Source organism: Paenibacillus terrisolis (genome assembly GCF_056171975.1).
In genome coordinates this window covers 1-24,152 of record NZ_JBKFGG010000034.1, presented here as the reverse complement: position 1 = coordinate 24,152, position 24,152 = coordinate 1, and the positions used below count along the sequence as shown (strand labels likewise).

At 50.7% G+C, this 24,152-nt stretch carries 26 protein-coding genes; 20 read left to right on the top strand and 6 right to left on the bottom strand.

Translation table 11 applies throughout. The features are described 5' to 3' along the window. Window positions 1-506: 506 nt before the first annotated feature. The 3 genes from purD to ilvA all read left to right on the top strand — a co-directional run bounded on the left by purD (window position 507) and on the right by ilvA (window position 3,593). Window positions 507-1,772 (top strand): phosphoribosylamine--glycine ligase, encoded by a 1,266-nt coding sequence (gene purD, locus ACI48K_RS21560; RefSeq protein ID WP_475029700.1) that lies wholly within the window; start codon window positions 507-509, stop codon window positions 1,770-1,772. Between the two features lie 155 nt (window positions 1,773-1,927). Then, window positions 1,928-2,149, top strand: a complete 222-nt coding sequence (locus ACI48K_RS21555) for a hypothetical protein (RefSeq protein ID WP_475029699.1) — start codon at window positions 1,928-1,930, stop codon at window positions 2,147-2,149. Between the two features lie 181 nt (window positions 2,150-2,330). Beyond that, window positions 2,331-3,593 carry a threonine ammonia-lyase IlvA gene (gene ilvA / locus ACI48K_RS21550; protein ID WP_475029698.1) on the top strand — a complete coding sequence of 421 codons (1,263 nt, stop codon included), beginning with the start codon at window positions 2,331-2,333 and terminating at the stop codon, window positions 3,591-3,593. A gap of 120 nt (window positions 3,594-3,713) precedes the next feature. Here ilvA and ACI48K_RS21545 read toward each other — a convergent pair whose 3' ends face one another. Beyond that, the gene (locus ACI48K_RS21545) at window positions 3,714-4,652 is read right to left on the bottom strand and encodes an aldo/keto reductase family protein (RefSeq protein WP_475029697.1); all 939 of its coding nucleotides are present in this window, start codon (window positions 4,650-4,652) and stop codon (window positions 3,714-3,716) included. A 149-nt stretch (window positions 4,653-4,801) separates the two neighbouring features. On the opposite strand from ACI48K_RS21545, the gene ACI48K_RS21540 reads away from it, so the two are divergent. The 6 genes from ACI48K_RS21540 (at window position 4,802) to ACI48K_RS21515 (ending at window position 8,967) form a co-directional block, all read left to right on the top strand. Beyond that, the gene (locus tag ACI48K_RS21540) at window positions 4,802-5,146 is read left to right on the top strand and encodes a winged helix-turn-helix transcriptional regulator (protein WP_475029696.1); all 345 of its coding nucleotides are present in this window, start codon (window positions 4,802-4,804) and stop codon (window positions 5,144-5,146) included. 189 nt (window positions 5,147-5,335) lie between these two features. Further along, on the top strand, window positions 5,336-6,313 hold the full coding sequence (locus tag ACI48K_RS21535; RefSeq protein WP_475029752.1) for an ABC transporter ATP-binding protein: 978 nt from the start codon (window positions 5,336-5,338) through the stop codon (window positions 6,311-6,313). After that, window positions 6,306-7,070, top strand: a complete 765-nt coding sequence (locus ACI48K_RS21530; protein WP_475029695.1) for an ABC transporter permease — start codon at window positions 6,306-6,308, stop codon at window positions 7,068-7,070. The genes ACI48K_RS21535 and ACI48K_RS21530 overlap by 8 nt, the downstream gene beginning before the upstream one ends. Window positions 7,071-7,141: 71 nt before the next feature. Then, on the top strand, window positions 7,142-7,516 hold the full coding sequence (locus tag ACI48K_RS21525) for a GntR family transcriptional regulator (protein WP_475029694.1): 375 nt from the start codon (window positions 7,142-7,144) through the stop codon (window positions 7,514-7,516). An 18-nt stretch (window positions 7,517-7,534) separates the two neighbouring features. After that, window positions 7,535-8,233 carry an ABC transporter ATP-binding protein gene (locus ACI48K_RS21520; protein WP_475029693.1) on the top strand — a complete coding sequence of 233 codons (699 nt, stop codon included), beginning with the start codon at window positions 7,535-7,537 and terminating at the stop codon, window positions 8,231-8,233. Beyond that, window positions 8,230-8,967 (top strand): hypothetical protein, encoded by a 738-nt coding sequence (locus ACI48K_RS21515; protein ID WP_475029692.1) that lies wholly within the window; start codon window positions 8,230-8,232, stop codon window positions 8,965-8,967. The genes ACI48K_RS21520 and ACI48K_RS21515 overlap by 4 nt, the downstream gene beginning before the upstream one ends. Window positions 8,968-9,492: 525 nt before the next feature. Here ACI48K_RS21515 and ACI48K_RS21510 read toward each other — a convergent pair. Then, window positions 9,493-10,185, bottom strand: coding sequence for a DUF1129 family protein (locus tag ACI48K_RS21510; protein ID WP_475029691.1), 693 nt, complete (start codon window positions 10,183-10,185; stop codon window positions 9,493-9,495). Between the two features lie 171 nt (window positions 10,186-10,356). On the opposite strand from ACI48K_RS21510, the gene ACI48K_RS21505 reads away from it, so the two are divergent. The 3 genes from ACI48K_RS21505 to ACI48K_RS21495 all read left to right on the top strand — a co-directional run bounded on the left by ACI48K_RS21505 (window position 10,357) and on the right by ACI48K_RS21495 (window position 12,428). Further along, window positions 10,357-10,572 carry a hypothetical protein gene (locus tag ACI48K_RS21505; RefSeq protein ID WP_475029690.1) on the top strand — a complete coding sequence of 72 codons (216 nt, stop codon included), beginning with the start codon at window positions 10,357-10,359 and terminating at the stop codon, window positions 10,570-10,572. Window positions 10,573-10,695: 123 nt separating this feature from the next. Next, window positions 10,696-11,523, top strand: coding sequence for an alpha/beta hydrolase (locus ACI48K_RS21500; protein WP_475029689.1), 828 nt, complete (start codon window positions 10,696-10,698; stop codon window positions 11,521-11,523). A gap of 122 nt (window positions 11,524-11,645) precedes the next feature. After that, window positions 11,646-12,428 carry a DODA-type extradiol aromatic ring-opening family dioxygenase gene (locus ACI48K_RS21495; protein WP_475029688.1) on the top strand — a complete coding sequence of 261 codons (783 nt, stop codon included), beginning with the start codon at window positions 11,646-11,648 and terminating at the stop codon, window positions 12,426-12,428. A gap of 83 nt (window positions 12,429-12,511) precedes the next feature. On the opposite strand, the gene ACI48K_RS21490 is transcribed toward ACI48K_RS21495, so the two are convergent. Next, window positions 12,512-12,994 (bottom strand): DoxX family membrane protein, encoded by a 483-nt coding sequence (locus ACI48K_RS21490; RefSeq protein WP_475029687.1) that lies wholly within the window; start codon window positions 12,992-12,994, stop codon window positions 12,512-12,514. 233 nt (window positions 12,995-13,227) lie between these two features. Between ACI48K_RS21490 and ACI48K_RS21485 the strand changes: the two genes are divergently transcribed. From ACI48K_RS21485 to corA, 4 genes are all read left to right on the top strand, one after another. Continuing rightward, window positions 13,228-14,304 (top strand): DUF3048 domain-containing protein, encoded by a 1,077-nt coding sequence (locus ACI48K_RS21485; protein ID WP_475029686.1) that lies wholly within the window; start codon window positions 13,228-13,230, stop codon window positions 14,302-14,304. A 195-nt stretch (window positions 14,305-14,499) separates the two neighbouring features. Beyond that, window positions 14,500-15,114, top strand: a complete 615-nt coding sequence (locus tag ACI48K_RS21480) for a DUF47 domain-containing protein (RefSeq protein ID WP_475029685.1) — start codon at window positions 14,500-14,502, stop codon at window positions 15,112-15,114. A 68-nt stretch (window positions 15,115-15,182) separates the two neighbouring features. Next, the gene (locus ACI48K_RS21475) at window positions 15,183-16,172 is read left to right on the top strand and encodes an inorganic phosphate transporter (protein WP_475029684.1); all 990 of its coding nucleotides are present in this window, start codon (window positions 15,183-15,185) and stop codon (window positions 16,170-16,172) included. A 109-nt stretch (window positions 16,173-16,281) separates the two neighbouring features. Then, window positions 16,282-17,241 (top strand): magnesium/cobalt transporter CorA, encoded by a 960-nt coding sequence (gene corA / locus ACI48K_RS21470; protein WP_475029683.1) that lies wholly within the window; start codon window positions 16,282-16,284, stop codon window positions 17,239-17,241. Between the two features lie 62 nt (window positions 17,242-17,303). Here corA and ACI48K_RS21465 read toward each other — a convergent pair whose 3' ends face one another. Next, window positions 17,304-17,831: a hypothetical protein gene (locus ACI48K_RS21465; protein WP_475029682.1), complete on the bottom strand. Its 528-nt coding sequence runs from the start codon at window positions 17,829-17,831 to the stop codon at window positions 17,304-17,306. A 216-nt stretch (window positions 17,832-18,047) separates the two neighbouring features. Here ACI48K_RS21465 and ACI48K_RS21460 point away from each other — a divergent pair, with 216 nt between their 5' ends. The 4 genes from ACI48K_RS21460 to rlmD all read left to right on the top strand — a co-directional run bounded on the left by ACI48K_RS21460 (window position 18,048) and on the right by rlmD (window position 21,828). Beyond that, complete coding sequence (locus tag ACI48K_RS21460) at window positions 18,048-18,338, top strand: YerC/YecD family TrpR-related protein (protein ID WP_331848013.1); 291 nt, start codon at window positions 18,048-18,050, stop codon at window positions 18,336-18,338. A 35-nt stretch (window positions 18,339-18,373) separates the two neighbouring features. Beyond that, entirely contained in the window at window positions 18,374-19,213 is an 840-nt protein-coding gene (locus tag ACI48K_RS21455) for a sirohydrochlorin chelatase (protein ID WP_475029751.1), read from the top strand. A gap of 21 nt (window positions 19,214-19,234) precedes the next feature. Then, complete coding sequence (locus ACI48K_RS21450) at window positions 19,235-20,116, top strand: diacylglycerol kinase (protein ID WP_475029681.1); 882 nt, start codon at window positions 19,235-19,237, stop codon at window positions 20,114-20,116. A 182-nt stretch (window positions 20,117-20,298) separates the two neighbouring features. Beyond that, window positions 20,299-21,828 (top strand): 23S rRNA (uracil(1939)-C(5))-methyltransferase RlmD, encoded by a 1,530-nt coding sequence (rlmD, locus tag ACI48K_RS21445; RefSeq protein ID WP_475029680.1) that lies wholly within the window; start codon window positions 20,299-20,301, stop codon window positions 21,826-21,828. 110 nt (window positions 21,829-21,938) lie between these two features. On the opposite strand, the gene ACI48K_RS21440 is transcribed toward rlmD, so the two are convergent. Both ACI48K_RS21440 and ACI48K_RS21435 read right to left on the bottom strand, forming a co-directional pair. Beyond that, window positions 21,939-22,619 (bottom strand): hypothetical protein, encoded by a 681-nt coding sequence (locus ACI48K_RS21440; protein ID WP_475029679.1) that lies wholly within the window; start codon window positions 22,617-22,619, stop codon window positions 21,939-21,941. A 41-nt stretch (window positions 22,620-22,660) separates the two neighbouring features. After that, window positions 22,661-23,683 carry a Kiwa anti-phage protein KwaB-like domain-containing protein gene (locus tag ACI48K_RS21435; RefSeq protein WP_475029678.1) on the bottom strand — a complete coding sequence of 341 codons (1,023 nt, stop codon included), beginning with the start codon at window positions 23,681-23,683 and terminating at the stop codon, window positions 22,661-22,663. Between the last annotated feature and the right edge of the window lie 469 nt (window positions 23,684-24,152).

Here is a 24,152-nt window from a genome sequence, read left to right as displayed (position 1 = left end):
GGATAAGTGTATAACCGTCACTCTGCTGATGTTGCAAAGTTGATTGAAGAGTCGTTTTACCTGGAAATTCTCCTGTTATTTTGGTTATATAGAGCTTGTGCTGTAATTTAAATGGAAAACCTCCCGTTAATTTCAGCAGATACTCGGTATACAGCGGTTTTGAGGCAAATTAGATGGAGAATTTCCGGTTAATTATAGCCAGATGGCTGCATTTCACTCAATTAGATGGAGAAATTCCAGCTAAGCAAGAGAGGTACGAGGATGGTTGGCTGCCGTCACGCGATGACAGACCTTGCGTTTGGAGCCGCACTTGCAAACATTGTTTGAGTCACGCTTGCAAACCAGGGCTTGGAGTCGTTACTCGTAAACTATGGTTACGAGCACGCTCGGTGAGAAAAGGCTCCGAGGCTAGAAGTCGGGTTGAATGAGGTTAACTTTCCAGGATACCGAGACCGAGGCATCGGATAAACGAATAATGATCTTTTCATGGCTAAAGGAGGAGACGTATGGATATTTTGGTGATCGGCGGCGGCGGACGGGAGCATGCGATTTGTTGGAGCCTGGCGAAGAGCCCCAAGGCGGGAGACATTTACTGCGCTCCGGGTAACGCCGGGATCGGGCAAATCGCTAAGCTGGTTCCGATTCAGGTGAACGAGTTCGACAAATTGACCGCGTTTGCCGAAGAGAAGCGAATCGGACTCGTGGTCGTGGGGCCGGATGATCCGCTGGCGGACGGAATTGTGGATGCTTTTGAAGCGAAGAGCATACCGGTGTTTGGCCCGCGCAAAAACGCGGCCCATATCGAAGGCAGCAAAACCTTCATGAAGGATTTGCTGCGTAAATACAACATTCCGACCGCCGAATACGAGAAGTTTGCCGACTTTGATCAGGCGCTTGCCTATTTGCGGAGCCGGGAGGTACCGATCGTCATCAAGGCGGACGGACTGGCCGCCGGGAAAGGCGTAACGGTCGCGTTTACCCGTGAAGAGGCGGAAACGGCGCTGCAGCAAATCATGGTCGACAAGGTGTTTGGCGATTCCGGAAGCCAAGTGGTCATCGAGGAGTTCATGGAAGGACAGGAGATGTCGATCCTTGTTTTTGTCGACGGGGAGACGGTGCGGCCGATGGCGGCGGCTCAAGATCACAAGCAGGTATTTGACGACGACCAAGGGCCGAACACCGGCGGTATGGGAACCTATTCCCCGCTTCCGCATATCGGGGAGAGCATTATCGAGGAAGCGATCGAGACGATCATCAAGCCGACCGCCAAAGCGATGGTGGCGGAAGGCCGCCCGTTTCGCGGCGTTCTGTTCGCCGGTCTGATGATAACGCCGGACGGCAAACCGAAGACGATTGAATTCAACGCCCGTTTCGGCGATCCGGAAACCCAGGTGGTTCTCCCGCGGCTCAAGAGCGATCTGCTGGAGATTTTCCTGGCTGCGGTGAACGGCACTTTGGATCAGGCGGAGATGGAATGGAGCGACGAAGCGGCGGTATGCGTTGTGCTTGCTTCGGGCGGATATCCCGCTTCTTATCCAAAAGGAGTACCGATTCACGGGCTGGACGATGTTCAAGACGCGGTTGTTTTTCATGCAGGAACGGCCAAAAACGATTTGGGCGAATGGGTCACCAACGGCGGACGCGTGCTTGGCGTCGTAGGTCTAGGCGGAACCATAGCCGAAGCGCGGGAAAAAGCGTATCAAGCGGCGGCGGGAATTGCATTTGAAGGCAAACATAACCGGACCGATATCGCGGCGAAAGCATTGGTTTGAACGAATGAATCATCCGCCGGATGAAACCGCAAACCGGCAGATGTCGCCACATGCTCCGCTCAAAGATATAGGATAATCCTTGTCTGAACAGCGCATGTTAAGGGGTATTGGGGAATCATTCCCATTAACTCTTTGCCGATGGAGGAAAACGCCTCATGAGTGAGAAAAGCAAGGAAATGCCGCCCGTATCCCGGGAGAAGGTGGAAGTCGACGGCGTTTTTAGAGATGAGCTGGGACGCGAGGAATTTCTGCGGAAGGGCGAGGAGTTTCCTTCCGATCCGGTGTACGGCACCATGGAATGGAAGCTGACCGAACTCGCCCCGATGAAGGACATCGAGGGGCACACGGACGAGCGTCTCATCCCCAAAAAAGATTAATCCGAACCAAGAACGCCCTTCGATCGCGCCTGATTTTCAGGCTGATGAATGAGGGGCGTTCCGCTATGTATAAATAAAACGGGCATCTGCAAACTTTTATCCATAAAATAACTTGAACCTGAAGGCTCCGGGGTGTAAATATAGAAGAATGAAAGAAAAGAAGTGAAACGAGGAGAGCGAGATGAACCAGGCGGAACGACAGATCGTAGGGATGGAAGACATCGTAAAAGCGCATCATGTATTAAAAGAGGTTGTGGTTCGGACTCCGCTGCAGCTCGACGCCACTTTATCGGCCAAATACGAATGCAGCGTTTATTTGAAACGCGAGGATTTGCAGGTAGTTCGTTCTTTCAAGCTTCGCGGGGCGTACAACATGATCCGCAGCCTCCTGCCGGAAGATTTGGAGAAGGGGATCGTCTGCGCCAGCGCCGGAAACCATGCGCAAGGGGTAGCATTTTCGTGCAATTCTCTCGGAATCCGAGGAAAAATATATATGCCAAGCACCACGCCCAATCAGAAGATCAAGCAGGTTAAACGCTTCGGCGGTGCGCATGTGGAGGTCGTTCTGACGGGAGACACCTATGACGATGCCTACGAGGAAGCGATCAAAGCGTGCCGGGAAGAGGGAATGACGTTCATCCATCCGTTCGACGACCCGAAAATCGTGGCCGGCAACGGCACCATCGGGATGGAAATCATGGAGGGCCTGACCGTTCCGGCCGATTACGTGTTCGTTACCATCGGCGGGGGAGGATTGGTGTCGGGCGTAGGCACTTATTTTAAGACGGTAAGCCCGCAGACCAAAGTGATCGGCGTCGAGCCGTCGGGTGCAGCCTCCATGACCGAAGCGCTCAAGCGGAAAAAAGTCGTAACGCTCGAATCGATCGACAAATTCGTCGACGGCGCGGCGGTAAAACGGGTGGGGGATCTCAATTTCGAGATCTGCTCGCGGGTTCTGGACGATATCGTCCAGGTTCCGGAGGGAAAAGCGTGCACGACCATTCTGGAACTTTACAACGACAGCGCCATTGTCGTGGAGCCGGCGGGAGCTTTGCCGGTATCCGCATTGGACATGTACCGGGATCAAATCCGCGGCAAAACGGTCGTCTGCATTATCAGCGGCGGCAACAACGATATCGACCGGATGCAGGAAATGAAGGAGCGCTCTTTGATATACGAGGGTCTCAAGCATTATTTTGTGATCAACTTCCCGCAACGGGCCGGAGCTCTGCGCGAATTTTTGGAAGAAGTAGTTGGTCCGAACGACGATATTACGCGATTTGAATACATCAAAAAGCATAACAAAGAAAACGGCCCGGCTACGATAGGAATCGAGCTCAGCGACAAATCCGATTATGAAGCCCTCATCGGCCGCATGAAGGCCAAAGGCATCAACTATACGGAGCTGAACCGGGATCTCAACCTGTTTAATCTGCTGATCTGACGGAGATAGCAGCCTTCCTTGACGATAATAAGTCGGGGAAGGTTTTTTGATGGGCGAAAGAAAACCCGATTTCCGCCTCAAACGGCGAAAACCGGGTTTTATAAGAACCTCTGCGATCTATTATTTCAAAATTTCTTCAATACGTGCCAGCACATCTTCGCCGAGCGTAATATCCGAAGCCTTCGCGTTCTCCGTTACTTGCTCCGGACGGCTTGCGCCAACGAGCGCACTGGCGACGTTGCTCTGACGAAGAATCCAGGCCAGCGCCAGGTTGCCGACGGATACGCCAAGCTCGGAGGCAACGCCTTCCAATTGCTTCACTTTGGCGATTTTCTCTTCCGTGATGCCTTTGCGCATCCAATCGAGCTTGGCGGCCCGGCTATCCTGCGGAATGTCGGACACCGACGTGTATTTGCCGGTTAACAGTCCTTGCGCCAGCGGCGAGAAGACAACTTGGCCAATGCCGGAACGTTCGCTGACCGGAATAACTTCCTTCTCAATGTAGCGGTCGAACATGTTGTAGACCGGTTGATTGACCACGATGCGATCCAGCAGATAACGGTCGGAAAGACCCACCGCTTCCGCGATTTGGGACGCTTGCCATTCGCTCACGCCAGCATACAGTACTTTGCCTTGACGGATCAAATCGTCGATCGCGCGCAGCGTTTCATATAGCGGCGTTTCAGGGTCATGACGGTGGCAGTAGAAAATGTCGATGTAGTCATGGCCGAGACGTTTCAAGCTCGCATGGGCTTGTTCCATCACGTGTTTGCGCGACAAGCCGCGGTCGTTGGGGCCGTCGCCCATTGGCCAGAATGCTTTTGTTGCAAGCACATAGGATTCGCGTGGATAGGCTTTAAGGGCTTTACCTACCAGTTCTTCCGCCGCGCCCCGCTCATATACGTTAGCGGTGTCGAAGAAGTTGATGCCGAGCTCGTAAGCGGTTTTGATCGCGTTCTCCGCGTTTTCGCGTTCGACGTAACCTCCGTATGTAAGCCAGCTTCCCAGGCTGATTTCGCTGACTTTCAGTCCGCTTCCGCCCAATCTTCTATATTTCATAGTATAGTCCTCCTCGTTTATTGTTTTGGCACCATTTTCATTCTATAGAAGTTCATATACAATTTAAAGAAGTGAAAATTCTTATACTTAGTGATAGCAACTATATTCACTATATAAAATATAGTAAGGTTCAAGGAGGGCTTTTGCCGATGACCACGGTTAAAAACGCAAGCAATTACGTTCCGAAGACACCGGAGCATATCGAGTGCAATATTGAGAAAACGCTGGATGTCTTGGGCGGGAAATGGGCTTTCCTCGTCATTCGGGAGCTCTTCTGCGGAACCCTTCGCTTTGGGGAACTGCAGCACAAAATTCCCAAGGTCAGCCCCCGCGCCTTGAGCAGTACGCTGCGGCACCTGGAGGAGCAGGGCGTACTGGAGCGCACCGTATATCCGACCGTCCCGGTGTCGGTCGAGTATTCTCTCACGCCGAAAGGCATGGATCTGCACGTCATCTGCCACGAAATGAAGTTATGGGCGGCCCGCTGGACTTAGCCCAAAGCGGTATATTCACTTCCCGCAAGCGAAATGCGATCGTGTTTGTTTCAATGTCAAAATCTCTGCCTTCCTCGGCATAAAACCGGGGGAGGTTTTTTTTTTGCAAATAGCATTTACATTACCAACATACTAGTGTACTATCTAACTATAACAGTGATACAAAAAGAGGAGTGAACGTCATTGAGCATCCATTTGGATAGCGGAAAGGTGAACGACACAACACAACACGACGCGCATCCGGTCGTTTTATCCGTAAATCAGGTCACCAAAAGAATCGGCAAGAAAGATATCGTCAGCAAGTTATCGTTCGAAGTCCGCGCCGGGGAAATTTTAGGACTTCTTGGCCCGAACGGAGCGGGCAAAACGACGACAATACGCATGATCGTCGGCCTTATCGGCATGACGGAAGGCGACGTGATCGTCAAAGGCACAAGCGTCCGCAAACATTTTGCCCAAGCGATCTCCCACGTCGGAGGCATTATCGAGAACCCGGAATTTTACCCGTACATGACCGGGTACGACAATCTGAAGCAGTATCAGCGCATGACGCAGGGCATCACGGAGGCGCGGATCCGGGAGGTCTCGAAGCTGGTTGGGCTTGAGCAGGCGATGAATAAAAGAGTCAAGGCGTATTCCCTGGGCATGCGCCAGCGTCTCGGGATCGCTCAGGCGCTTCTGCATAACCCGTCGATCCTGATCCTGGACGAACCGACCAACGGGTTGGATCCGGCCGGGATTCGCGAAATGCGCGATTATCTGAAGCGGATTGCCGCAGAGGAGGGCATCGCCGTGCTTGTCTCCAGCCATTTGCTGTCCGAAATGGAGCTGATGTGCAGCCGGGTTGTTGTTATCCAAGAGGGCAAGTTCGTGACCGCACGGGATTTGGGCGCCGCGGCCCCCGTCGAAACCGAACGGGTCAATATCACGTTCCGCGTGAGCGATGCGGCACTAGCCAAGGCCAGACTGGAACGGATGGAGGAGATCCGCATGATCGGCATTTCGGTAGAGAAAGGTGAGCTAACGGTAGGCGTACGGGACAGTTATATTCCGAGAGTCGTCACCGCGTTGGGAGCCGAGGGCATCGCCATTTACCGGATCGAGGAAAACAAGGAGTCTCTGGAAGACGAATTCCTGAAATGGACGGGAGGAAATCAAATTGCGTAGTTTTAGTAATCTGGTCGTTAACGAATGGCTGAAAATGTGGAAAAAGCGCAGCTTTTTCGTTCCTTTTGCGGTGATCGTCGGCTTCCTCATCCTGATCCCCTATATGATGAGTTCCTTCGGTTCGGAGGAGTCCAATGGGGTGGGACTCGACTTTGCCGCCACCGTCTTCTCCAGAAACGGAATGGGGCAGTTGCTGACCTTCCTGATCCTTATGGGTACGGCAGGCTCGGTCGCCAAGGAGCACAGCTACGGGACGATCAAGCTGCTGCTTATCCGGGCGCAAAGCCGCGGCAAAATTCTCGCCTCCAAATACGCTGCCGTACTGCTGTATGCCATAGCCATTTCGGTCTTTACCTTGATTGGCGCGGTACTGGCCGGAGGAATTACCTTTGGTTTCGGAGCCGGAGAAACCGGCTGGGATGACCTCCTTCTCATCGCTTTGTACCAGTTCATTTACAGCCTTGTGTATGCGACGATCGCATTTATGATCGGAGTTCTTACCCGTTCAACGGGAGTCACCATCGGTGTTGCCATGTTCCTGGTCGTGATGGAGAGCCTGTTGGTCGCTCTTTTGCAGCGGTACGACTTCATTAAATATGCCTGGTTCACGAATTCGGATTTGTCGGTCTACATGGCCGGCGGACATCCTCCGCTCGAAGGCATGACGCTGGCGTTCTCGGCGATCGTGCTGGCCGTATATCTGGTCTTGTTTCTCGTTGCCAGCTTTGTTACGTTTAAGAAACGGGATGTCGCCTAAAACGGGCAGCAGCGCACAGATGGTGAAGATCAGCGCCTTGCGGCATCACGGCGGAAAGGAGTAAACACAAGGTGAGCATTGAATTCGACAATAATCTGCCGATCTATTTGCAAATTATGAATTATCTAAAAAGAGAAATTGTAACCGGCAGATTGAAGGCCGGAGACAAGATCCCTTCGGTTCGCGAACTGGCAGCCGAGCTGCAAATTAATCCGAATACCGTTCAGCGGACTTTTCAGGAATTGGAGCGTGAAGCCGTCGTGGAAACGAAACGTGGACTCGGAAGATACGTAACAAGCGAGGAATCGAAAATTATGACGATCAAAAAAGAGATGGCCGGAGAACTGCTGGACCGCTTTATCGGCGGTATGCAGGAACTGGGCTTTTCAAATCAGGATATAGCGGCCATCGTCGCCGAAGCCGTCAGGGCGGAGAACGGGCGATAGAGAAAGGGAGTGAGAGCAATGGGCAATTTGTTGGAACTGCAGGGTGTTTCTAAAGCTTACGGATTCAAAAAAGCGCTGCGCGGCGTCTCCTTCGGGATCGGCGAAGGAAAAATCGTCGGCCTGCTCGGCACGAACGGAAGCGGGAAAACGACGCTGATGAAAATCGCCGCCGGATTGATGCGCCCCTCAAGCGGCGAGGTATCCGTAAACGGGATCCCCGTGGGTCTGTCCACGAAATCCGTCGTATCTTTCATGCCGGACCGGCCATTGACGGAACCGTGGATGAAGGTGCGGGACGCGATTGGTTTTTATCGCGATTTTTTTGAGGATTTTAATGAAGAAAAAGCCCGGCATATGCTTGAATTCATGAACCTGAAGGAGAATGAAAAGGTTGGTACGCTCTCCAAAGGGATGAACGAACGGCTGCAGCTTACTCTGGCTTTGTCCCGAAATGCCAAGCTGTATTTGCTGGATGAGCCGATTGGCGGCGTTGATCCGGTGGCTCGCGCCAAAATTCTCGACGCTATCGTGGAATTTTACAGCGAGGACAGCAGCCTCGTCATTTCGACGCATCTTGTGCGCGATATCGAGCGTATTTTTGACGAGGTGATCTTTATTAAAGGCGGGGAAGTCGTGATGCAGGAGGATGTGGAACATCTGCGCCTCAAATACGGGAAAAGCGTGGACGATATGTTTAGAGAGGTGTTTGCGGAATGATCAGGCTGCTCAAATACGATATCAAACGGAACGCCACGATTCTTCTGGGTATCGCTGTCGTTCTGGTGCTAGCGCAAATTTTGATCGCCACAGTAGGACATATGCGGCATTGGACCGACAGTATCATATTCGGACTTGGCTTCGCATGCTATGTTGGGACCGGTTGCGCTTTGATCGTCATCGTCTGCAAAACCTACGGCGTCAACATCACTGCCTACCATCGCCGGCTTCTCCCGGTACGGCCGGTTTGGACGCTCTCTTCCGCGATTTTGCTGAGTTGGTTGTTCGGCATAATCATTATGGGGGCCGCGGCGATTCACGGAGTTATTTATATTCATTCGGTGGGCATCGACTATTCGATGAGTGCCCAAGACTGGCTATTGGTTATCGCGGGAATTTTCTTTATGTTTACGCAGACGATCATGATCATTCTTCTCTCGATAACGATAGGAGCCAGCATCAGGGCAAGGGGTAAAATCGGAACCTGGATCGGCATTATTTCCTTCTTCGCGATTCAGCAGATCCTGTCTTTTCTTCAGGTGGCCTTGTTTGGAAACGAGACGCTGGCGGGCCTGAAGATCGGCACCGTTCAAATGGGCTCGGGCGAGGTTACTTCGGTAACTTCATCGGGACTAAGCGGCGTTCTCCTGGGACCTCTGCTTCTTGAAGTCATTTTCCTGGTTCTTATGTTTGCGGCCGCGACGCTCCTGTTAAGCAAAAAAGTCGAATCTTAAAAAATTGACGCTGCCTCAAGCGTCAAAAAAGCTCCCGCGAAAATTCGCAAGGGAGCTTTTTATTTAATGGCTTCAGCCGATTGAACAAGCGAAACATGGAAAGTATTCAAGCGGCTATTGAATAACGAAAGGAAAAGGGGATTTAATTCTATTAACGGGAAAAGTTCCCGCTAATTTCAGCAAAATGAGGATTTACGGCGATTTAACTGGAAATGCTCCCACTAATTTCGGCAAATGAGGAAGTCTATGGCCTAAATCGATGATTTAGCTGGAGGATTTCCAGTTATTGTTCGACCAGATTCAATAAGGGGCTAAATAACAGGAGGTTTTCCAGTTATTGTGGTTCCATTCGTTGAAAAGTGGTTTGAAGAGTCTATTGTATGTTGGCAAAATACCAGCTATCGAAAATAAGTTAACTTCGAGCTCCAGATGGGAGTTCTCCGGTTAATTGAACGCAAACAAAGTTTATTTCGGCTACTAACCTCATGCCCGTTTGACGGGTGGTAATGATTCCTGCGCCGTTCTTTATCGGGAGCGCCGCCCGAAAAACAGAAATTGTCCGGCCACGCCGATGATGAAAATAATCAGGCTATTCCATGGCGATACGGAAAATGAAGGCAGCGTTCGGCCAAGGAACAAGCCGATAACAAGCACGGCCACCGCAACCGCCAAGTAACTTCCAAAGCTTTTGAGATCGATAAACTTGCGGGTGTTAGGCGGTTCGTTTTCCCGCTTGGGTGCCGGAGAGCCGAGAAACTTAGTCACCAGCTCGATCAGCACGATCGATAAACCGGCGATAATGATCAGTGACGCGCTGCTGACCTCCGTATACTCCGTTTCCCCGCCAAGCCATTTGCCGAAAAAGCCCATGATCATATAAATGAAAAATACCCACGTCAACGCAATCCAGGGAATCATGGTGTAATACTTGATTTTCTCTTGCAGAGTGCGCGGTTTACCGGTCAGGATATCGTCGGCGAGCTGCTCGCAGTAGGCTTCGGGGTCATTGCCCAGCAATTCGGGAGCGGTAAGACCCTTATCCTGGCCGCCGACGATTTTCCGGGCCGACTCAAGCAAGGCGCTCTCCCGCTGTTTCTCCGTGAGAAGCGTATCTTCCGAGCGAAAGAAGGAAGTTATTTTTTCAAAATAAGCCGCGTTGTCCGGGGTCATTGCTTGCCCAAACTTGGCGGTTTCATCGATCATTTCCTGAACGTTCATGATGAACCTCTTTTCCTAAACCTATTCCTGATTTTCTTCCGTAGTATACATCAAATTTTGGCATGTCCACAAGGAAAAGCCCCCTCAACTGAACAATTTTGGACTTTCCGTGAACCGGGAATAAAATAAGCCGCACTCTCCAATAACTATGCCAAAGGGAGGCGAACAACAGTGGGAAAATACGAATCGGAGCTGACCCGGAGATATTTGCTGAACAGCAACTCCCGAGGCAGCCTGGAAGAGGTCGTCGCAGAGAATGAACACGGATTGTGCGGAGACGAAGAAGATTGCTCGTCTGAGGAAGATTACCTTGGCAACGGCCAGTTCATGAAAGAATGGGAAGGCCGGGCGGAAACTCACGCATACTTCCGTGAATCCTACGACTAACCGTTAAAGCATTGACACTCCCGTTTCCGCGATGATATTATAGGTTTAATAATTCTTATTAAACTTATCGGATTTAATTGATATATAAAATTCTATATATCGCGGAAACGGGGAGGAATCATTATGGAACGGCAAATTACAATTCCTCATGAAGGGGAGCAAATTACGGCAAGCATCCATTATCCAGCGCAAGCCAAACATGAAGGACGCTGCAAAAATCGCGCGCCGCTAGCCGTGATTTGCCATGGTTTCGTCGGCAGCCGGATCGGAGTGGATCGCCTCTTCGTCAAAACGGCGCGTAAATTGGCGGACGAAGGATTTCTGGTGCTCCGCTTCGATTATATCGGCTGCGGCGAAAGCAGCGGCAATTACGGGGATCACGGGGTAGACTCCATGATCTCCCAGACCCGTTCCGTGCTTGATTACGGTCTTAGCGCCTTCGACATCGATCCGACCCGGGTGACGCTCATCGGTCACAGCCTCGGCGGGATGATCGCCATCCTTACCGCAGTTAGAGACCAACGCGTGAAGAATCTGGTTCTATGGTCGTCCGTGGGATATCCGTTTAACGATATTATCAAGGTAACCGGTCGAAAGGTTTACGACGACGCGGTGGCGAAGGGGGCGGCCGATTTTCTTGGCTTTGGCCTAACCTCGCAATTCTTCGATTCGCTGGGAACCTATCAGCCGTTTCAGGAAGCGATTAAATTTACCGGGGATGTACTGGTGGTGCACGGTACTTCGGATGACACGATTCCGGTCGATTACGCTTTTTTGTACCAGAAAGTTTTTTGGATGCGTCCGGAGGGGCGCTGCGATAAAGAGATCATTTTTCAGGGAGACCACACTTATTCATCCGGGGAACATCAGGAACAGCTCATCGGCAAAACCAAGGATTGGCTCGGGCGATTGGAAGCCGCTCATAGCGATTGGCAGAATTGGATGATTTAAAATTAGAAATTCGGTTAAAATTTGGTTATTTTGAATTTTAACCAACGCCAAACTGGTAAATAACTTCCTGTAGGGATACAATGGAGTTGTAACCATTATTGGCGTAGGGAGGTTTGAGGGCGATGACTCAGCCTGCACTGTTTATTGCACACGGATCCCCTACTCTGGCGATAGAGAAAAACGCCTACACGGATTTTCTTCATCAGCTGGGGCAGGAAGTGATCAGCACACCGAAAGCCATTGTCATCTTCTCTGCGCATTGGGACTCTCCCGACCAGTGGCTGACCGCAGACCTTAAACACGGAACCATGCACGATTATTACGGATTTCCGGAAGAAATGTATGACATTCATTATCCTGCACCGGGAAATCCGGAGCTGTGCGAGTCGATCGGGGCCATATTCCGGTCTCATAATTTGCCGTATCGTTTGTCGTTGGGCAGGGGGCTTGATCACGGGGCGTGGGTAGTGCTCCGCATCATGTTTCCGGACGGAAAGATTCCGGTCGTTGAACTGTCCGTCGATTCGAAACGTTCGCCCGAAGAGCAGTATGCGATCGGGAGAATGCTCGCAGGATTGCGTCAAGAGAATGTGCTTGTCATTGGAAGCGGCGGTCTGGTTCATAATCTGCGCTTGCTCGGCGGAGAAGGAGACACGGCGGCATCCTGGGCCGTCGAATTTGACGGTTGGATCGAGGAACAGCTTCAGAACTGGAATTTGCGGGCCTTGTTCGACTACGACAAGAAGGCGCCTCATGTTCGCGAAGCGATTCCGGCCTACGGAAAAGAGCATTTCGTCCCGCTCCTGTACGCCATGGGGACCGCGGATAATGAGCGCCACGCCGTTAAATTGTTCCAGGATTATCATTATGGAAGCCTCAGCTTGAATTGCTGGAAGTTCGGCTGATGATCGGCAACCTAACGAAATAAGCGCAGACCCCTTTTCAGCGGGATCTGCGCTTTTTGTTTGAATAAAGGTTAAAAGGCGGCCTATCTGCGGCGGCCGAAAGATTTTCGGAAATAAGGCAGTGCAAAATAATCGAGCCCGATGCGGCCGGAATTGGCGCCGGCGACGGTGATGAAGATTTCGAGCACCAGCAGTTGAGCATTGATGCTGACCGTGCCCGAGAACAGAAAGGCAAAGTTCATCAGCATGCCAAAGAGCGCGGCAAGCCAGGTAAACAAGCCGAGAATCAGGCCAAGCCCTACGAGAAGTTCACCGATGGGAACCAGGACATTAAATAACCCAACGTTCGGAATGGCAAAATGCTCCAGGAACGATCCCCACCAGGCTTGTACATCCGGATGTTCTCCGGTGGCTTTTGCCAAGGCTCCTTTCATAAACCCTCCGGCATCAAATCCTTTAGTGAGCTTTTCCCAACCCGAGGTGATCCACTCGTATCCCGCATAAAGACGAATAATCGTCAGCAGCCAGGATGCGACAACACTTTCGCGCAGCCATTTGACAAACATGTAATGATCTCCTTTCAAGACAGTATGGTTTGACAGCATTCGCACTTTTTCTGCAAAGCTTTTTCTAATTTATAGTATTTATATTAGTGGTAAAATTTTAAACATACAATATTTAATCTAAAATTTTAATGTTTTTGAGCGATTTTAACCGGTCTCATGATTTTTCCCTCTGCTTTTCCAAATTGTGCACTTCGACGTATAATGTAGAAAATACTTGGATTTACGGAGGCGCTATGACACGTGGATTGTTGAAACCAACATTGTTGCTGATTTTATCTCTGGCTTTAACGCTGATTTCCGCTTGCGGCAGGCCGGGAGCCGATGCAAGGCAACCGGAGGGGAACATTTCGCCGGGGACAACCAATAACGGAACGGCAGAAACGCCGCCGTCCGAGACCGAGACGCTAGCCTACACGGCCCCGCTCACAGGCAAGCCGGTGGCTAAGCCAATTACCCGGCGCCCGCTTGCGATAATGGTCAACAACGCTCCGGCGGCGCGTCCCCAATCGGGACTGTCAAGCGCGGATATCGTATATGAAGTGCTGGCGGAGGGGGGAGTCACCCGGCTTATCGCCATTTTTCAAAGCGGAGAGGATGTCGCCAAGATCGGCCCCATCCGCAGCATTCGGCCTTATATGATCGATCTTGGAGAGAGCTACCACGGAGTGCTGGTTCATGCGGGAGCGAGCAACGAGGCTTACGCGATTCTGCAGCGGCAGCATAAGCAGGATCTGGATGAAATCGTCAACGCGGGCTCTTACTTCTGGAGGGATAAAACCCGCAAGGCTCCGCATAACTTGTACTCCAATGTGGAGAAACTGCTAGAGGGAGCGGCCAAACGAAATTATGCCACGGAAGACAACGCGGTTCCGGCTTATCTTTTCCGGGATAACAGCGATCCGGGAGAAGGCGATCCGGCCGATCGCGTGGATATCAAATTTCAATTGGATAATTACCGGGTTTCCTATGAATATGACCCTACGAGCATGCAGTACAAACGCTTTATTAACGGAGAGCCGCACACGGATTTGGAAACCGGCCAGCAGTTGACGGCTACGAATGTGGTTGTCATGGGCGCGGACCATCAGGTGCTTGACGACGTGGGGAGGCTGGACGTGGACCTCGACTTCGGCGGGGAAGCGCTGCTGTTTCAGCGGGGAAAGGTCATTCGCGGACAGTGGATTCATAAAGCAAACGACATCATCCGCTTTGTAAAAGATAATGTAGAGATTCCATTATATCCGGGAAATACCTATATTCATGTGGTCCCGAATAAACCCGATTTCGACAGTCATGTTAACGTACAGTAAACGGGAAATTCAGGGCTTATTGCGGGATTATGGAAAAATGAAGATAAGTTTGTCAAACATAGGGCGAATTTAGCCTGATGAACGTGAAATGTTTGCAACATTATTGACCATCTTTTCACAAGTTGTGTTAAGATAGTCAGGGTTATATTAAGGGAGTGTAAATTCACGTCCTTATCTAGAGAAAAGGGGATACTGATGCGAGTGAAGAAGAAGGATATTTTTTTCCAGACGCTAGAGAACATGGCGGATACCATCGTGCATTCGGCGGACTATTTCGCCCAGCAGGTAACGGAGTTCAAGGATGTTGAATTGTTCGCCAAGAAGATGAAGGAATTCGAGTCCAAGTGCGATGAATATACACACACGATTATCGTTGAGTTGAACAAAACGTTTATTACGCCAATCGAACGCGACGACATCATGAACCTGACGACGAAGCTGGACGACGTTATCGATGGGCTGGAAGCTTCTACTTCCCGTTTTTTTATGTACAATATGACCGAACCGGACGAGCATATCATTCATTTTGCGGAAATTTTGCGGACGTCGGCCTATGAAATTCAAAAGGCGATTCATCTGCTTTCCCAAAAGAAGCTGCTTCCTATCCGCGAATATACGATCCGCCTGAACGATTTGGAAAACCAAGGGGACGAGCTGCTCAGAATTTGCATCAAAGAGCTGTTCCTTAAGGTAACCGATCCGATTCTGCTGATCAAGAAGAAAGAAATTTACGAACGCCTCGAAACGACGACGGATTCTTGCGAACACGTGGCAAATATGCTGGAATCCATTATCATGCGCAATTCATAATCACTACAAATGGGAGGTCGGAGTTGCGCGGATCGTTTTTCGAGATAATTATCTGTGCAATTAAATAAATGGATACAAACTTGCTGATTATATTCATTGTCATTATTTTGGCGCTCGGCTTCGATTTTATCAACGGCTTCCACGATACCGCCAATGCCATTGCCACTTCCGTTTCAACTCGGGCGTTGAAGCCGCGTACGGCCATTTTGATGGCGGCGGCGATGAACTTCCTGGGAGCGCTTCTGTTTACGGGCGTGGCCAAGACAATCGGCGGCAGCGTCGCGGATCCGGCCAAGCTGGATAACGGGTTGGAGATCCTGGTTGCCACACTGCTCGCAGCGATCATCTGGAACCTCATTACGTGGTGGTTCGGAATACCGTCATCCTCGTCCCATGCGCTGATCGGCGCTTTGGCCGGGGCGGTTTACGTTGGGGCAGGCTCCGATCATCTGAATTGGAGCGGCTTCAGAACGATCATCGAGGGACTGATTTTATCGCCGCTCATCGCGTTTGTCATCGGATTCATTATCATGACGATCCTGAAATGGATTTTCGCCAGACGCAGTCCGCATACGGTGAACAAAGGTTTTCGCTTGGTGCAGATCGCAACGGCCGCGCTGCAGAGCTTTACGCACGGCACCAACGATGCGCAAAAGGCGATGGGAATCATCACCTTCGCTTTGGTGACGGCCAACTATCAAAGCCATATGGAAGTGCCGCTCTGGGTTAAAATGGCCGCGGCAACCTCGATGGCGCTGGGGACTTCCATCGGCGGCTGGAAAATCATCAAAACGATGGGAACGAAGATTTTCAAAATCGAGCCGATCAACGGCTTTGCGGCCGATATCTCGGCCGCGTCGGTTATTTTCGGCGCGACGCTGATCCATTTGCCGGTAAGCACCACGCATGCGATCACTTCGGCGATTCTCGGCGTAGGCTCCGCGAAACGTTTTGCGGCGGTTCGCTGGTCGATGGCCGGAAGAATCGTCGTTGCCTGGGTCATCACGATTCCGATCGTAGCCGTGCTCGCTGGGCTCATTTATATGCTGTTGTTTTAATGTTTTAACGATGAAGCGTTCGTTCGTGTTATAATTTCGGGTAGAAGCCAATCCTAGGATTGGCTTTTTTTTGAAGGCGGGAATAGAGCAATCGTCTGGGGGCGAGAACATGATCAGGGTTATGGGAATGACGCATGACCATAAAGTGGAGACGGGAATAGCTCTCGAACGGATCCACGATTCGGAATATTTATGGAGCTGGGTGGATTTTGAGGCGCCTACCGACGAAGAAGCCGAGCTGCTGTCTTCTTTTTTTCATTTTCACCCGCTGGCCATCGAGGACTGTTTGCACATACTGCAGCGGCCGAAGCTGGATTATTACGAGGATTATCAGTTTCTGGTGCTCCATGCGCTGGATCAGGACACGCTGGCGACGACGGAAGTGAACCTCTTTGTCGGCACGAAGTTCCTGGTATCCTTCCATCATCATCCGCTTGACGAAATGGACGAGTCCTGGGACAAAATAACGAAGCGCGCCCACGACCGGAAGATCTGGTCGCATGGGCCGTATGCCGCTACCTATACGGTGATCGACAGTCTGGTCGATGAGTATTTTCCCTGTGTATACGCCATCGAGGATGAACTTGACGAGCTCGAGAAAAAAGGGAGCGGAGAGTCGGTCGAGCTGCTGCTAAACCAGGTATTCGACCTCCGCGGGCGGCTGCTGAAGCTGCGGCGGACGATCGTGCCGATGCGCGATTTGATGTACCGCATCCTCAATTCGGAGCATGTCCAGGGCGAAAAAGAACCTCGGGCCTATTACGCGGATATTTACGACCATCTATTTAAGCTGTCGGAGATGATTGAGGCCGACCGGGAAATGACGGCGGATCTCCGCGACTCCTACATTTCGCTGAATTCGAACCGGATGAACGGAATCATGAAGACCCTGACGGTCATTACCACCGTATTTATGCCGCTGACGCTGATCGCGGGGATTTACGGGATGAACTTCGTGAACATGCCGGAGCTGAGCTGGCGGTACGGATACTTTGCCGTGCTTGCCGTGATGGCAGGGCTTGGCGCCTGGATGATTTTCTGGTTTAACAAGCGCGGATGGTTTAAGTGAAGCGGGATGGTTGAACCCGGAACGGGAAAGGTTCAGGTGAAAAAAGCCGGAAAGCCGCCGGGTTAACGGCGGCGTTTCCCGGATTTGCTGCTCTTGCCGGATTTACCGCGGCTGCGGGAACCGGAGCTTGATTTCTTTTTAGCGCCTTTTTTGGTGTTCTTGCGTCGGCGGGGTTTGTACTCGTCGAGCCGCTCGGACGTTTTCTTGGCGCCTTTTTTGGCGCCGGGGAGAAGTCCTGCGAACAATTTGGCCATAGGCGCAAATTGCTGAAAGGTCTGCATCGCTTTTTGCACTTTGCCCGCGGTGGCCAGAATGCCTTCGATCCCGCCGAACCGGTCGACGATGTTTTTGAGGTCGCCCATGTTCGGGATAGAGAAACCCCCGGTGGTTTTGGGGACGACGCTTGTTGCGCCCGCGGCAGACGGAAGCGTGGAAGCTCCTCCTGCGGCGGAGTTAGGCGAATAGGGCATTAACGCAGAGGCTTCCGCTTTGATCGGTGCTACGGCATATGGATTAATCCCGGGATAAAAATCGGAATAATAGTACGGGGACGGCGGCGCGCTCTGACGGGGAGCCTGATAATGTGGCATGTCATCACTTTCCTTTTCGGAGAATAGGCTTTTGTATTACTATACTGTATGTGCCCGAAACTTCCGGCGTATGGACGAATGTCCCGGTTTTCGTAGGCGTATGCGGAATTTGGGCGTTCTTTCTGTAATGCGTGAAATCGTTAATGCTTGAAAAGGAGTCCTCCACTCAGGTACAATAGGGTTGTGGTACCAGTAACTGTAGGGGATGATTATTCAGTGCAGCTGAAGAAATTGAATGACAAAACGATCGATCAATTATTTGAAGCCATTCTTACTCTGAAAGACATCGAGGAATGTTATATCTTTTTTGACGATCTGTGCACGGTGAACGAAATTCAATCGTTGTCCCAGCGTCTTGAGGTAGCACGGATGCTCGGCAAGGGCAATACGTATAACCAGATCGAGGCCGAAACCGGTGCCAGCACGGCGACGATTTCACGTGTGAAGCGCTGCTTGAACTACGGCAACGACGGTTACAAAATGACGCTCGACCGTTTGGGCAGATAAACGGGTTTATGAATGAGCGGTTAGGGGAGTCGATGATGCAGCGGACGGAGAATTTGCCGTCCGCTGTACTCGGTCAAGCCCGTAAGCCCGGGGTGCTCGTCGTCAGTCACGGGTCGTCCGACGCCCGATGGGTAAGCCTGGTCGATGAGGCCGTGGCGGAAGTGGCCGCGGAGCTGGCTTTAAGCGATCCGCCGGTTTTGTTGGAATTGGAGGCTGCTTTCCTCGAAATCGTGGAAGGACGTCTGATTCAGGACGGGATTGACCGTTTGGAGGCCCGGGGAGTATCGGATCTCATCGTGATCCCTCTGTTTATGTCCTCCGGAAGCACCCATATCGATGAAATTGAATATGCATTTGGCGTAAAAAGCACGCCGGAGAAGGAGACTTCATTGCAGCGTTTCCGTATTTCCGCACGCGTGTTTTTTGGTGATCCTATTGACGATGATCCGCTGGTGGCGGAGATGATTTGGGACAAGGTCAAGGCGATGTCCCTCGAGCCATGGCGGGAAGTGCTCTTGCTGGTTGGACACGGCAGCAGCCATCCCCGCTTTTTGGAGCGCTGGGAACAGGGGATATCCCGTCTCTCGGCGCGGGCCTTAGCGATCAGCGGCCTGGCGGGAGCGGACTATGCGCTCCTGAATCCGGACAGCTTGCGGCGCAAAGTTGAAGAATGGTCTATTTTACGCGGATATGATGTGATTGTCGCTCCGCTTTTTCTCAGTTCCGGGTATTTTACGAACACGATAATTCCCTCGCGTTTGAGCGGCCTGACGAACTGTTACCGTTATGCGGGAGAGGCGCTGTTACCCCACCCGCTGTTGTCCCGCTGGATGTTGCGTCAAATATTGAATATAATGGGATCATGGAAATTATGAATATCGGGTGGCGTTTATGAGATGAAAAGAGCAAGGTTGATCTATAATCCAACCTCCGGACGGGAGGAAATGCGGCGCTTGCTTCCGGACGTGCTGGAGAGGCTGGACCGCGCCGGGATCGAGACGTCCTGTCATGCGACGACCGGAGAAGGCGATGCAACCCGCGAGGCGGCGGAAGCCGTCAGCCGCGGTTACGATATTATCATAGCGGCCGGCGGGGACGGTACGTTGAACGAGGTCGTGAACGGCATGGCCGGCAAAAGCGACCTGCCTCCGCTGGGGATATTCCCGCTGGGAACGACCAACGATTTTGCCCGCGCGATGGGAATTTCGAGGCGCTGGGAAGATTATTGCGATTTGGTGATCGAAAACAAAACGAGAATGATCGACATCGGCAAAGCCAATGGCCGTCACTTTATTAATATTGCGGGCGGGGGGTCTTTGACCCAGCTCACGTATGAAGTGCCAAGCCGGCTGAAGACGCTGATCGGCCAGCTCGCTTATTATATGAAGGGCATCGAAAAGATGGCCAGCCTGTCGCCGACGAAGCTGGTCATCCAGGCCGAAGGCTACGAGACGCTGGAAGGCGAGTTCATGCTGTTCCTCATCGCGAACAGCAATTCGGTCGGCGGCTTCGAGAAGCTGGCCCCCGACGCGCGCATCGACGACGGGCTGCTCGACGTGATCGCCATCAAGAAATGCAACCTCGCGGAGTTTATCCGCCTGGTGACGATGGCGCTGCGTGGCGATCACTTCAACGACTCGCATGTCGTCTACTTCAAGACGCACCGCATGGAAGTGACCTCGCCGGGCAACGTGCTGCTTAACCTCGACGGCGAGCTGGGCGGCGAACTGCCCGGCGTGTTCGAGATTTTGCCGCGGCATTTGGAGATTTTTGCTTAGCGGATATCATATGGTCATAGGCTTGAACAGCTTTGTCCCCCGTCGAACCGGCGGGGGATTTGTGCGGATAGCGTGCCGGATTTCGGGAACCATGTGTGGTGAGTCGGAGTAAGCGAATGCGCAATCATGATTTTCTTATGGTATAAAATACTTTTCCTCTAGGAAACAAAAAGGAGCCTTCGATGAAGAAGCAGCAAAATGGGCGAAATCGCCGAAATGACCGGGGAGGCGGCGGAAATACGGGGCGGGGTGCAGCGCTTCCCGTGTCTGCCGATGAGTCGCTTGCCGGTGTTCCCGTTGCCAAAAACGACGAAGTGATCGTCGATATCATCGGGATGAACCACGACGGCGAAGGTGTGGGCCGCGCCGAGGGCTATACGCTGTTTGTGCAAGGAGCGCTTCCCGGCGAAAAAGCGCGCGTGAAGGTGCTGAAGACGAAAAAGCAGTATGGCTACGCCAAGCTGCTTGACGTGCTGGAGGCGAGCCCGGACAGGGTAGCCGCGCCATGCCCAATCTATGACAAGTGCGGCGGCTGCCAGCTGCAGCACCTTAGCTACGAAGCGCAGCTCGCGTGGAAGCGGCAGCATGTCGTCGACGCGCTGGAGCGGATCGGCAAGCTGCGCGTCGCAGGCTCGACAGCGGCCGAAGGCGAGGTCGTTGTCAGCGATGGGGACGGCGGTATCCTCGTTCGCCCCACGCTGGGCATGAGCGAGCCGTGGCGTTACCGCAACAAGGCTCAGGTGCCGATCGGCGTCGCCGAAGGCGGTCTGGTCGGAGGCTTTTACGCCCGGGGCAGCCATCGGATTATCGATATGGAGACCTGTCTGATTCAGCATGAGCATAACGACGTGGTAATCGCCCGCGTTAAGGAGATTGGCCGGAACTTGGGCATCTCCGCTTACAATGAAGTGACCGGCCGCGGCCTTTTGCGCCATGTCGTGATCAAAAAGGCGTTCCGCACCGGCGAAATCATGATCGTGCTGGTGACCAACGGCCGCGATATTCCGCGTGTCGATGCCTGGATCGGCAGCATTCGCGAGCAAATCCCGGACGTCGCCAGCATCTGCCAAAACGTGAACATCAAGCAGACCAACGTGATTTTCGGCGATGAGACCCGGGTGTTATGGGGCCGCGACGTTATATACGACTACATCGGCAACGTGCAGTTTGCCATCTCGGCCCGGTCCTTTTACCAAGTGAACCCGGTTCAAACCGAGGTGCTGTACGGCAAAACCGTGGAATATGCCGGGCTCACCGGCAAAGAAACCGTCATCGACGCCTATTGCGGCATCGGGACGATTTCCCTGTTCCTGGCTCAGCATGCGGATCAGGTGTACGGCGTCGAAATCGTCAAAGAGGCGATCGAAGACGCGCGCAGCAATGCCGAACTTAACGGCATGCGCAACGTGAAGTTCGAGGTCGGCGCATCCGAGGACGTCATTCCGCGCTGGAAAGCCCAAGGCATCGAAGCCGACGTCATCGTCGTCGACCCGCCGCGCAAAGGCTGCGACCCGCGCCTGCTGGACACGATCCTCGAAATGCGGCCGGAGCGCGTGGTGTACGTCTCGTGCAACCCTTCGACTCTGGCGCGGGATTTAAGAGTGCTGGAGGACGGTGGGTACACTACTGTTGAGGTGCAGCCGGTGGATATGTTCCCGCATACGGTGCATGTGGAGAGCGTGGCATCCTTAATTAATAAGGGTTTTAAATGATGGTTGAAGTTATTTGGGGACGGAATGGGGACGCGATAATTCGCGTCCCCATTTTCTTAGGAATTGTTATGTTGAATCAACCTAGTATTCAAGATTATTCGTAGATAGCCTTATCTGAAAGTTCTCTGATTCGAATTAATATCTTGATCTTGACTATTACTGGATAAATAAAATATGTTATTGATCAATTTTACAGTCCTAAACCTGTTGTTTAAATCTAATGATTTCTCACGAGTTATAACAATAACCTCTTGGCGAATTGACGGATCTGAAATTTCTGCCTCTTTGCTCTGGTCTGAAATTATTGCCTTATATACTTGACGACCAGATGTAAAGAACACTGGGCATACACTAATAAAATCCGTCTTAACATAAATTGCAATAACAATCACCACAATTGCAATAGTTGCTATTAAATTTATGGCAGATGCTTGGTCTATCGAGACTAACGGCAACAGTAAAGTCATCAGGAAAAACGAATAATCATTCACGCTTAAACGTTCATATTTTCTAACTGATACATTTTTTCCTATTTCCTTATCTTTCAATTGAGAATCATAATTATTGAATAACCACATTGCGACTAAGCGATACATAAATAACGAAATGACAATTATCATCGTTATAATAATCAAGTCAAAGAGAGTCTTATCAATGAGCTTAGCAAACCATTTCGCCCATTCAGTTTTTTTAAAGAAGTTGTTGCTGTCAACGAATCTATAGACCATGATAAATACCAAGGGAAGGTATGCTGTCACCCATAAAATGACCTGTTCTCTTTTGCCCCACATTTTTACTATCCCTCCAAAAGAACAACCAAACCCTCTATGAATTACTCATAGGCAACTGCTACCTTGAAGTCCTCAGTTACAAAAGACTTCACGATCTTATCGGCAAAGAAGTGTAACAAAGTCTTAGGGGAAGCACCTTCTTTAAAGATAATTGTACGGGTATCCAAGTCAATATATTCAAATAATTCCCATATGGTTCCGTACTTTGTCATATAACGTTCTTTCTCAGCTTGAACTTCAGGAAGACTTGCCTTTATTTGCGCTAGTTCATCACATCTGTCCTGAAAATTTTCCTGTATTGCAGTTAATGTCTCGGGTTTAATTTGTGCCAAGCTCCTGGAATAAATGAATCTTTTACATGACTCTTCAAAAACTTCCTTATTCGACTGCGCACCATCAAAAAACGGCATTGAAACGATCTGGGTAATATTTTGATCGCGCAACTCATTGATGTGATCACGATAGTCAAAAGCAAACTCAAAGTTTCTGGCATTGATTATAAAGATGAAGTCATCGACAATAAAAAAGTCGACGTTCCCTCCAATATCGATGATTGCTTCATCGAGGAAAACAAACTGATTGGCATTTTTAAATACCGACTTCTTTTTTGAGCTATTCTTCTTCGTTCCCCTGTAGTAGCAAAAGTATGCGCTACGCTCTTCATAGGTCAATTTTACAATTTGAAAGTTAGTTTTCTTCTCTGGATAATTAGGGTCAGGACTTCTTAAAGATGTAATAAGACTTCCCTTCTTATCCAACAGAGCTTGGTTTAAAGCAAATCTAGCGATTTTATCGTTTGGAGAGATTTCGTGGTTATAATCACCTACAAGGAAAACCTCGGTATTTGTTTCATTTGTTTCTTTTAACTCTTGTAGGGTCCTAACAATATTTTCTCTTACCCATTTTTTAACATCCGGATGAAGAGCTATTTCTAATGTTTGGTAAAATTGATCAGCCTCAGTTTGCTTTCTCACGAGGTGAAAAGATAAATCTATGTTTTGCATCTGTTCTGCGCTGACAGTACTCAATTTATAAATAAGACTGTCCCTGTGGTTTATATCCATTCCAATATCGCCTCCACAAAACAACATTTCGACAAAAGGAAGGGATTCCCTGCTTGCTCTTGCTATATTCTGCTGAAGGAAGGAATGTGACTACATATCATAGATTTCCTAAATTATTCCTGTATATCTTTGTGAATACAGTTTTGTCTATTGAGCTATATCGAGAGTGCTCATAAGACGATACTTAATCCATGTATCTCATAGATACAATTAGGTCATCAATTCGCAACTTTCCCGCGCCACAGATCATTACAAAATTACAGTATTACAATATTACAAAGAAAACTCATTCGAATTAATCAGAGTTATTGCTCCCATATGACTTATCATAATCCAGCATCATTAACGCTCTCAAGCGCCTTCAGATCGGTTGGGACTGACAAGTAGTCTTCGTATTATCAGGTTAGCCAGAATTTCTGGTTGGCCTTTTTTTATGGTCGTTTTACGATGGAAGTGGCCGGGAGAACGT

Bases quoted from the DNA above. Each gene is read 5' to 3' on its own strand.
- ACI48K_RS21520 (WP_475029693.1), top strand. From the start codon at position 7,535: ATGGGCAATTTGTTGGAACTGCAGGGTGTTTCTAAAGCTTACGGATTC.
- ACI48K_RS21490 (WP_475029687.1), bottom strand. From the start codon at position 12,994: ATGTTTGTCAAATGGCTGCGCGAAAGTGTTGTCGCATCCTGGCTGCTG.
- ACI48K_RS21455 (WP_475029751.1), top strand. From the start codon at position 18,374: ATGCAGCGGACGGAGAATTTGCCGTCCGCTGTACTCGGTCAAGCCCGT.
- corA (WP_475029683.1), top strand. From the start codon at position 16,282: ATGATCAGGGTTATGGGAATGACGCATGACCATAAAGTGGAGACGGGA.
- ACI48K_RS21510 (WP_475029691.1), bottom strand. From the start codon at position 10,185: ATGAACGTTCAGGAAATGATCGATGAAACCGCCAAGTTTGGGCAAGCA.
- ACI48K_RS21450 (WP_475029681.1), top strand. From the start codon at position 19,235: ATGAAAAGAGCAAGGTTGATCTATAATCCAACCTCCGGACGGGAGGAA.
- ACI48K_RS21485 (WP_475029686.1), top strand. From the start codon at position 13,228: ATGACACGTGGATTGTTGAAACCAACATTGTTGCTGATTTTATCTCTG.
- ACI48K_RS21480 (WP_475029685.1), top strand. From the start codon at position 14,500: ATGCGAGTGAAGAAGAAGGATATTTTTTTCCAGACGCTAGAGAACATG.
- ACI48K_RS21495 (WP_475029688.1), top strand. From the start codon at position 11,646: ATGACTCAGCCTGCACTGTTTATTGCACACGGATCCCCTACTCTGGCG.
- ilvA (WP_475029698.1), top strand. From the start codon at position 2,331: ATGAACCAGGCGGAACGACAGATCGTAGGGATGGAAGACATCGTAAAA.
- ACI48K_RS21545 (WP_475029697.1), bottom strand. From the start codon at position 4,652: ATGAAATATAGAAGATTGGGCGGAAGCGGACTGAAAGTCAGCGAAATC.
- purD (WP_475029700.1), top strand. From the start codon at position 507: ATGGATATTTTGGTGATCGGCGGCGGCGGACGGGAGCATGCGATTTGT.
- ACI48K_RS21475 (WP_475029684.1), top strand. From the start codon at position 15,183: ATGGATACAAACTTGCTGATTATATTCATTGTCATTATTTTGGCGCTC.
- ACI48K_RS21515 (WP_475029692.1), top strand. From the start codon at position 8,230: ATGATCAGGCTGCTCAAATACGATATCAAACGGAACGCCACGATTCTT.
- rlmD (WP_475029680.1), top strand. From the start codon at position 20,299: ATGAAGAAGCAGCAAAATGGGCGAAATCGCCGAAATGACCGGGGAGGC.
- ACI48K_RS21465 (WP_475029682.1), bottom strand. From the start codon at position 17,831: ATGCCACATTATCAGGCTCCCCGTCAGAGCGCGCCGCCGTCCCCGTAC.
- ACI48K_RS21435 (WP_475029678.1), bottom strand. From the start codon at position 23,683: ATGGATATAAACCACAGGGACAGTCTTATTTATAAATTGAGTACTGTC.
- ACI48K_RS21500 (WP_475029689.1), top strand. From the start codon at position 10,696: ATGGAACGGCAAATTACAATTCCTCATGAAGGGGAGCAAATTACGGCA.
- ACI48K_RS21440 (WP_475029679.1), bottom strand. From the start codon at position 22,619: ATGTGGGGCAAAAGAGAACAGGTCATTTTATGGGTGACAGCATACCTT.
- ACI48K_RS21555 (WP_475029699.1), top strand. From the start codon at position 1,928: ATGAGTGAGAAAAGCAAGGAAATGCCGCCCGTATCCCGGGAGAAGGTG.
- ACI48K_RS21540 (WP_475029696.1), top strand. From the start codon at position 4,802: ATGACCACGGTTAAAAACGCAAGCAATTACGTTCCGAAGACACCGGAG.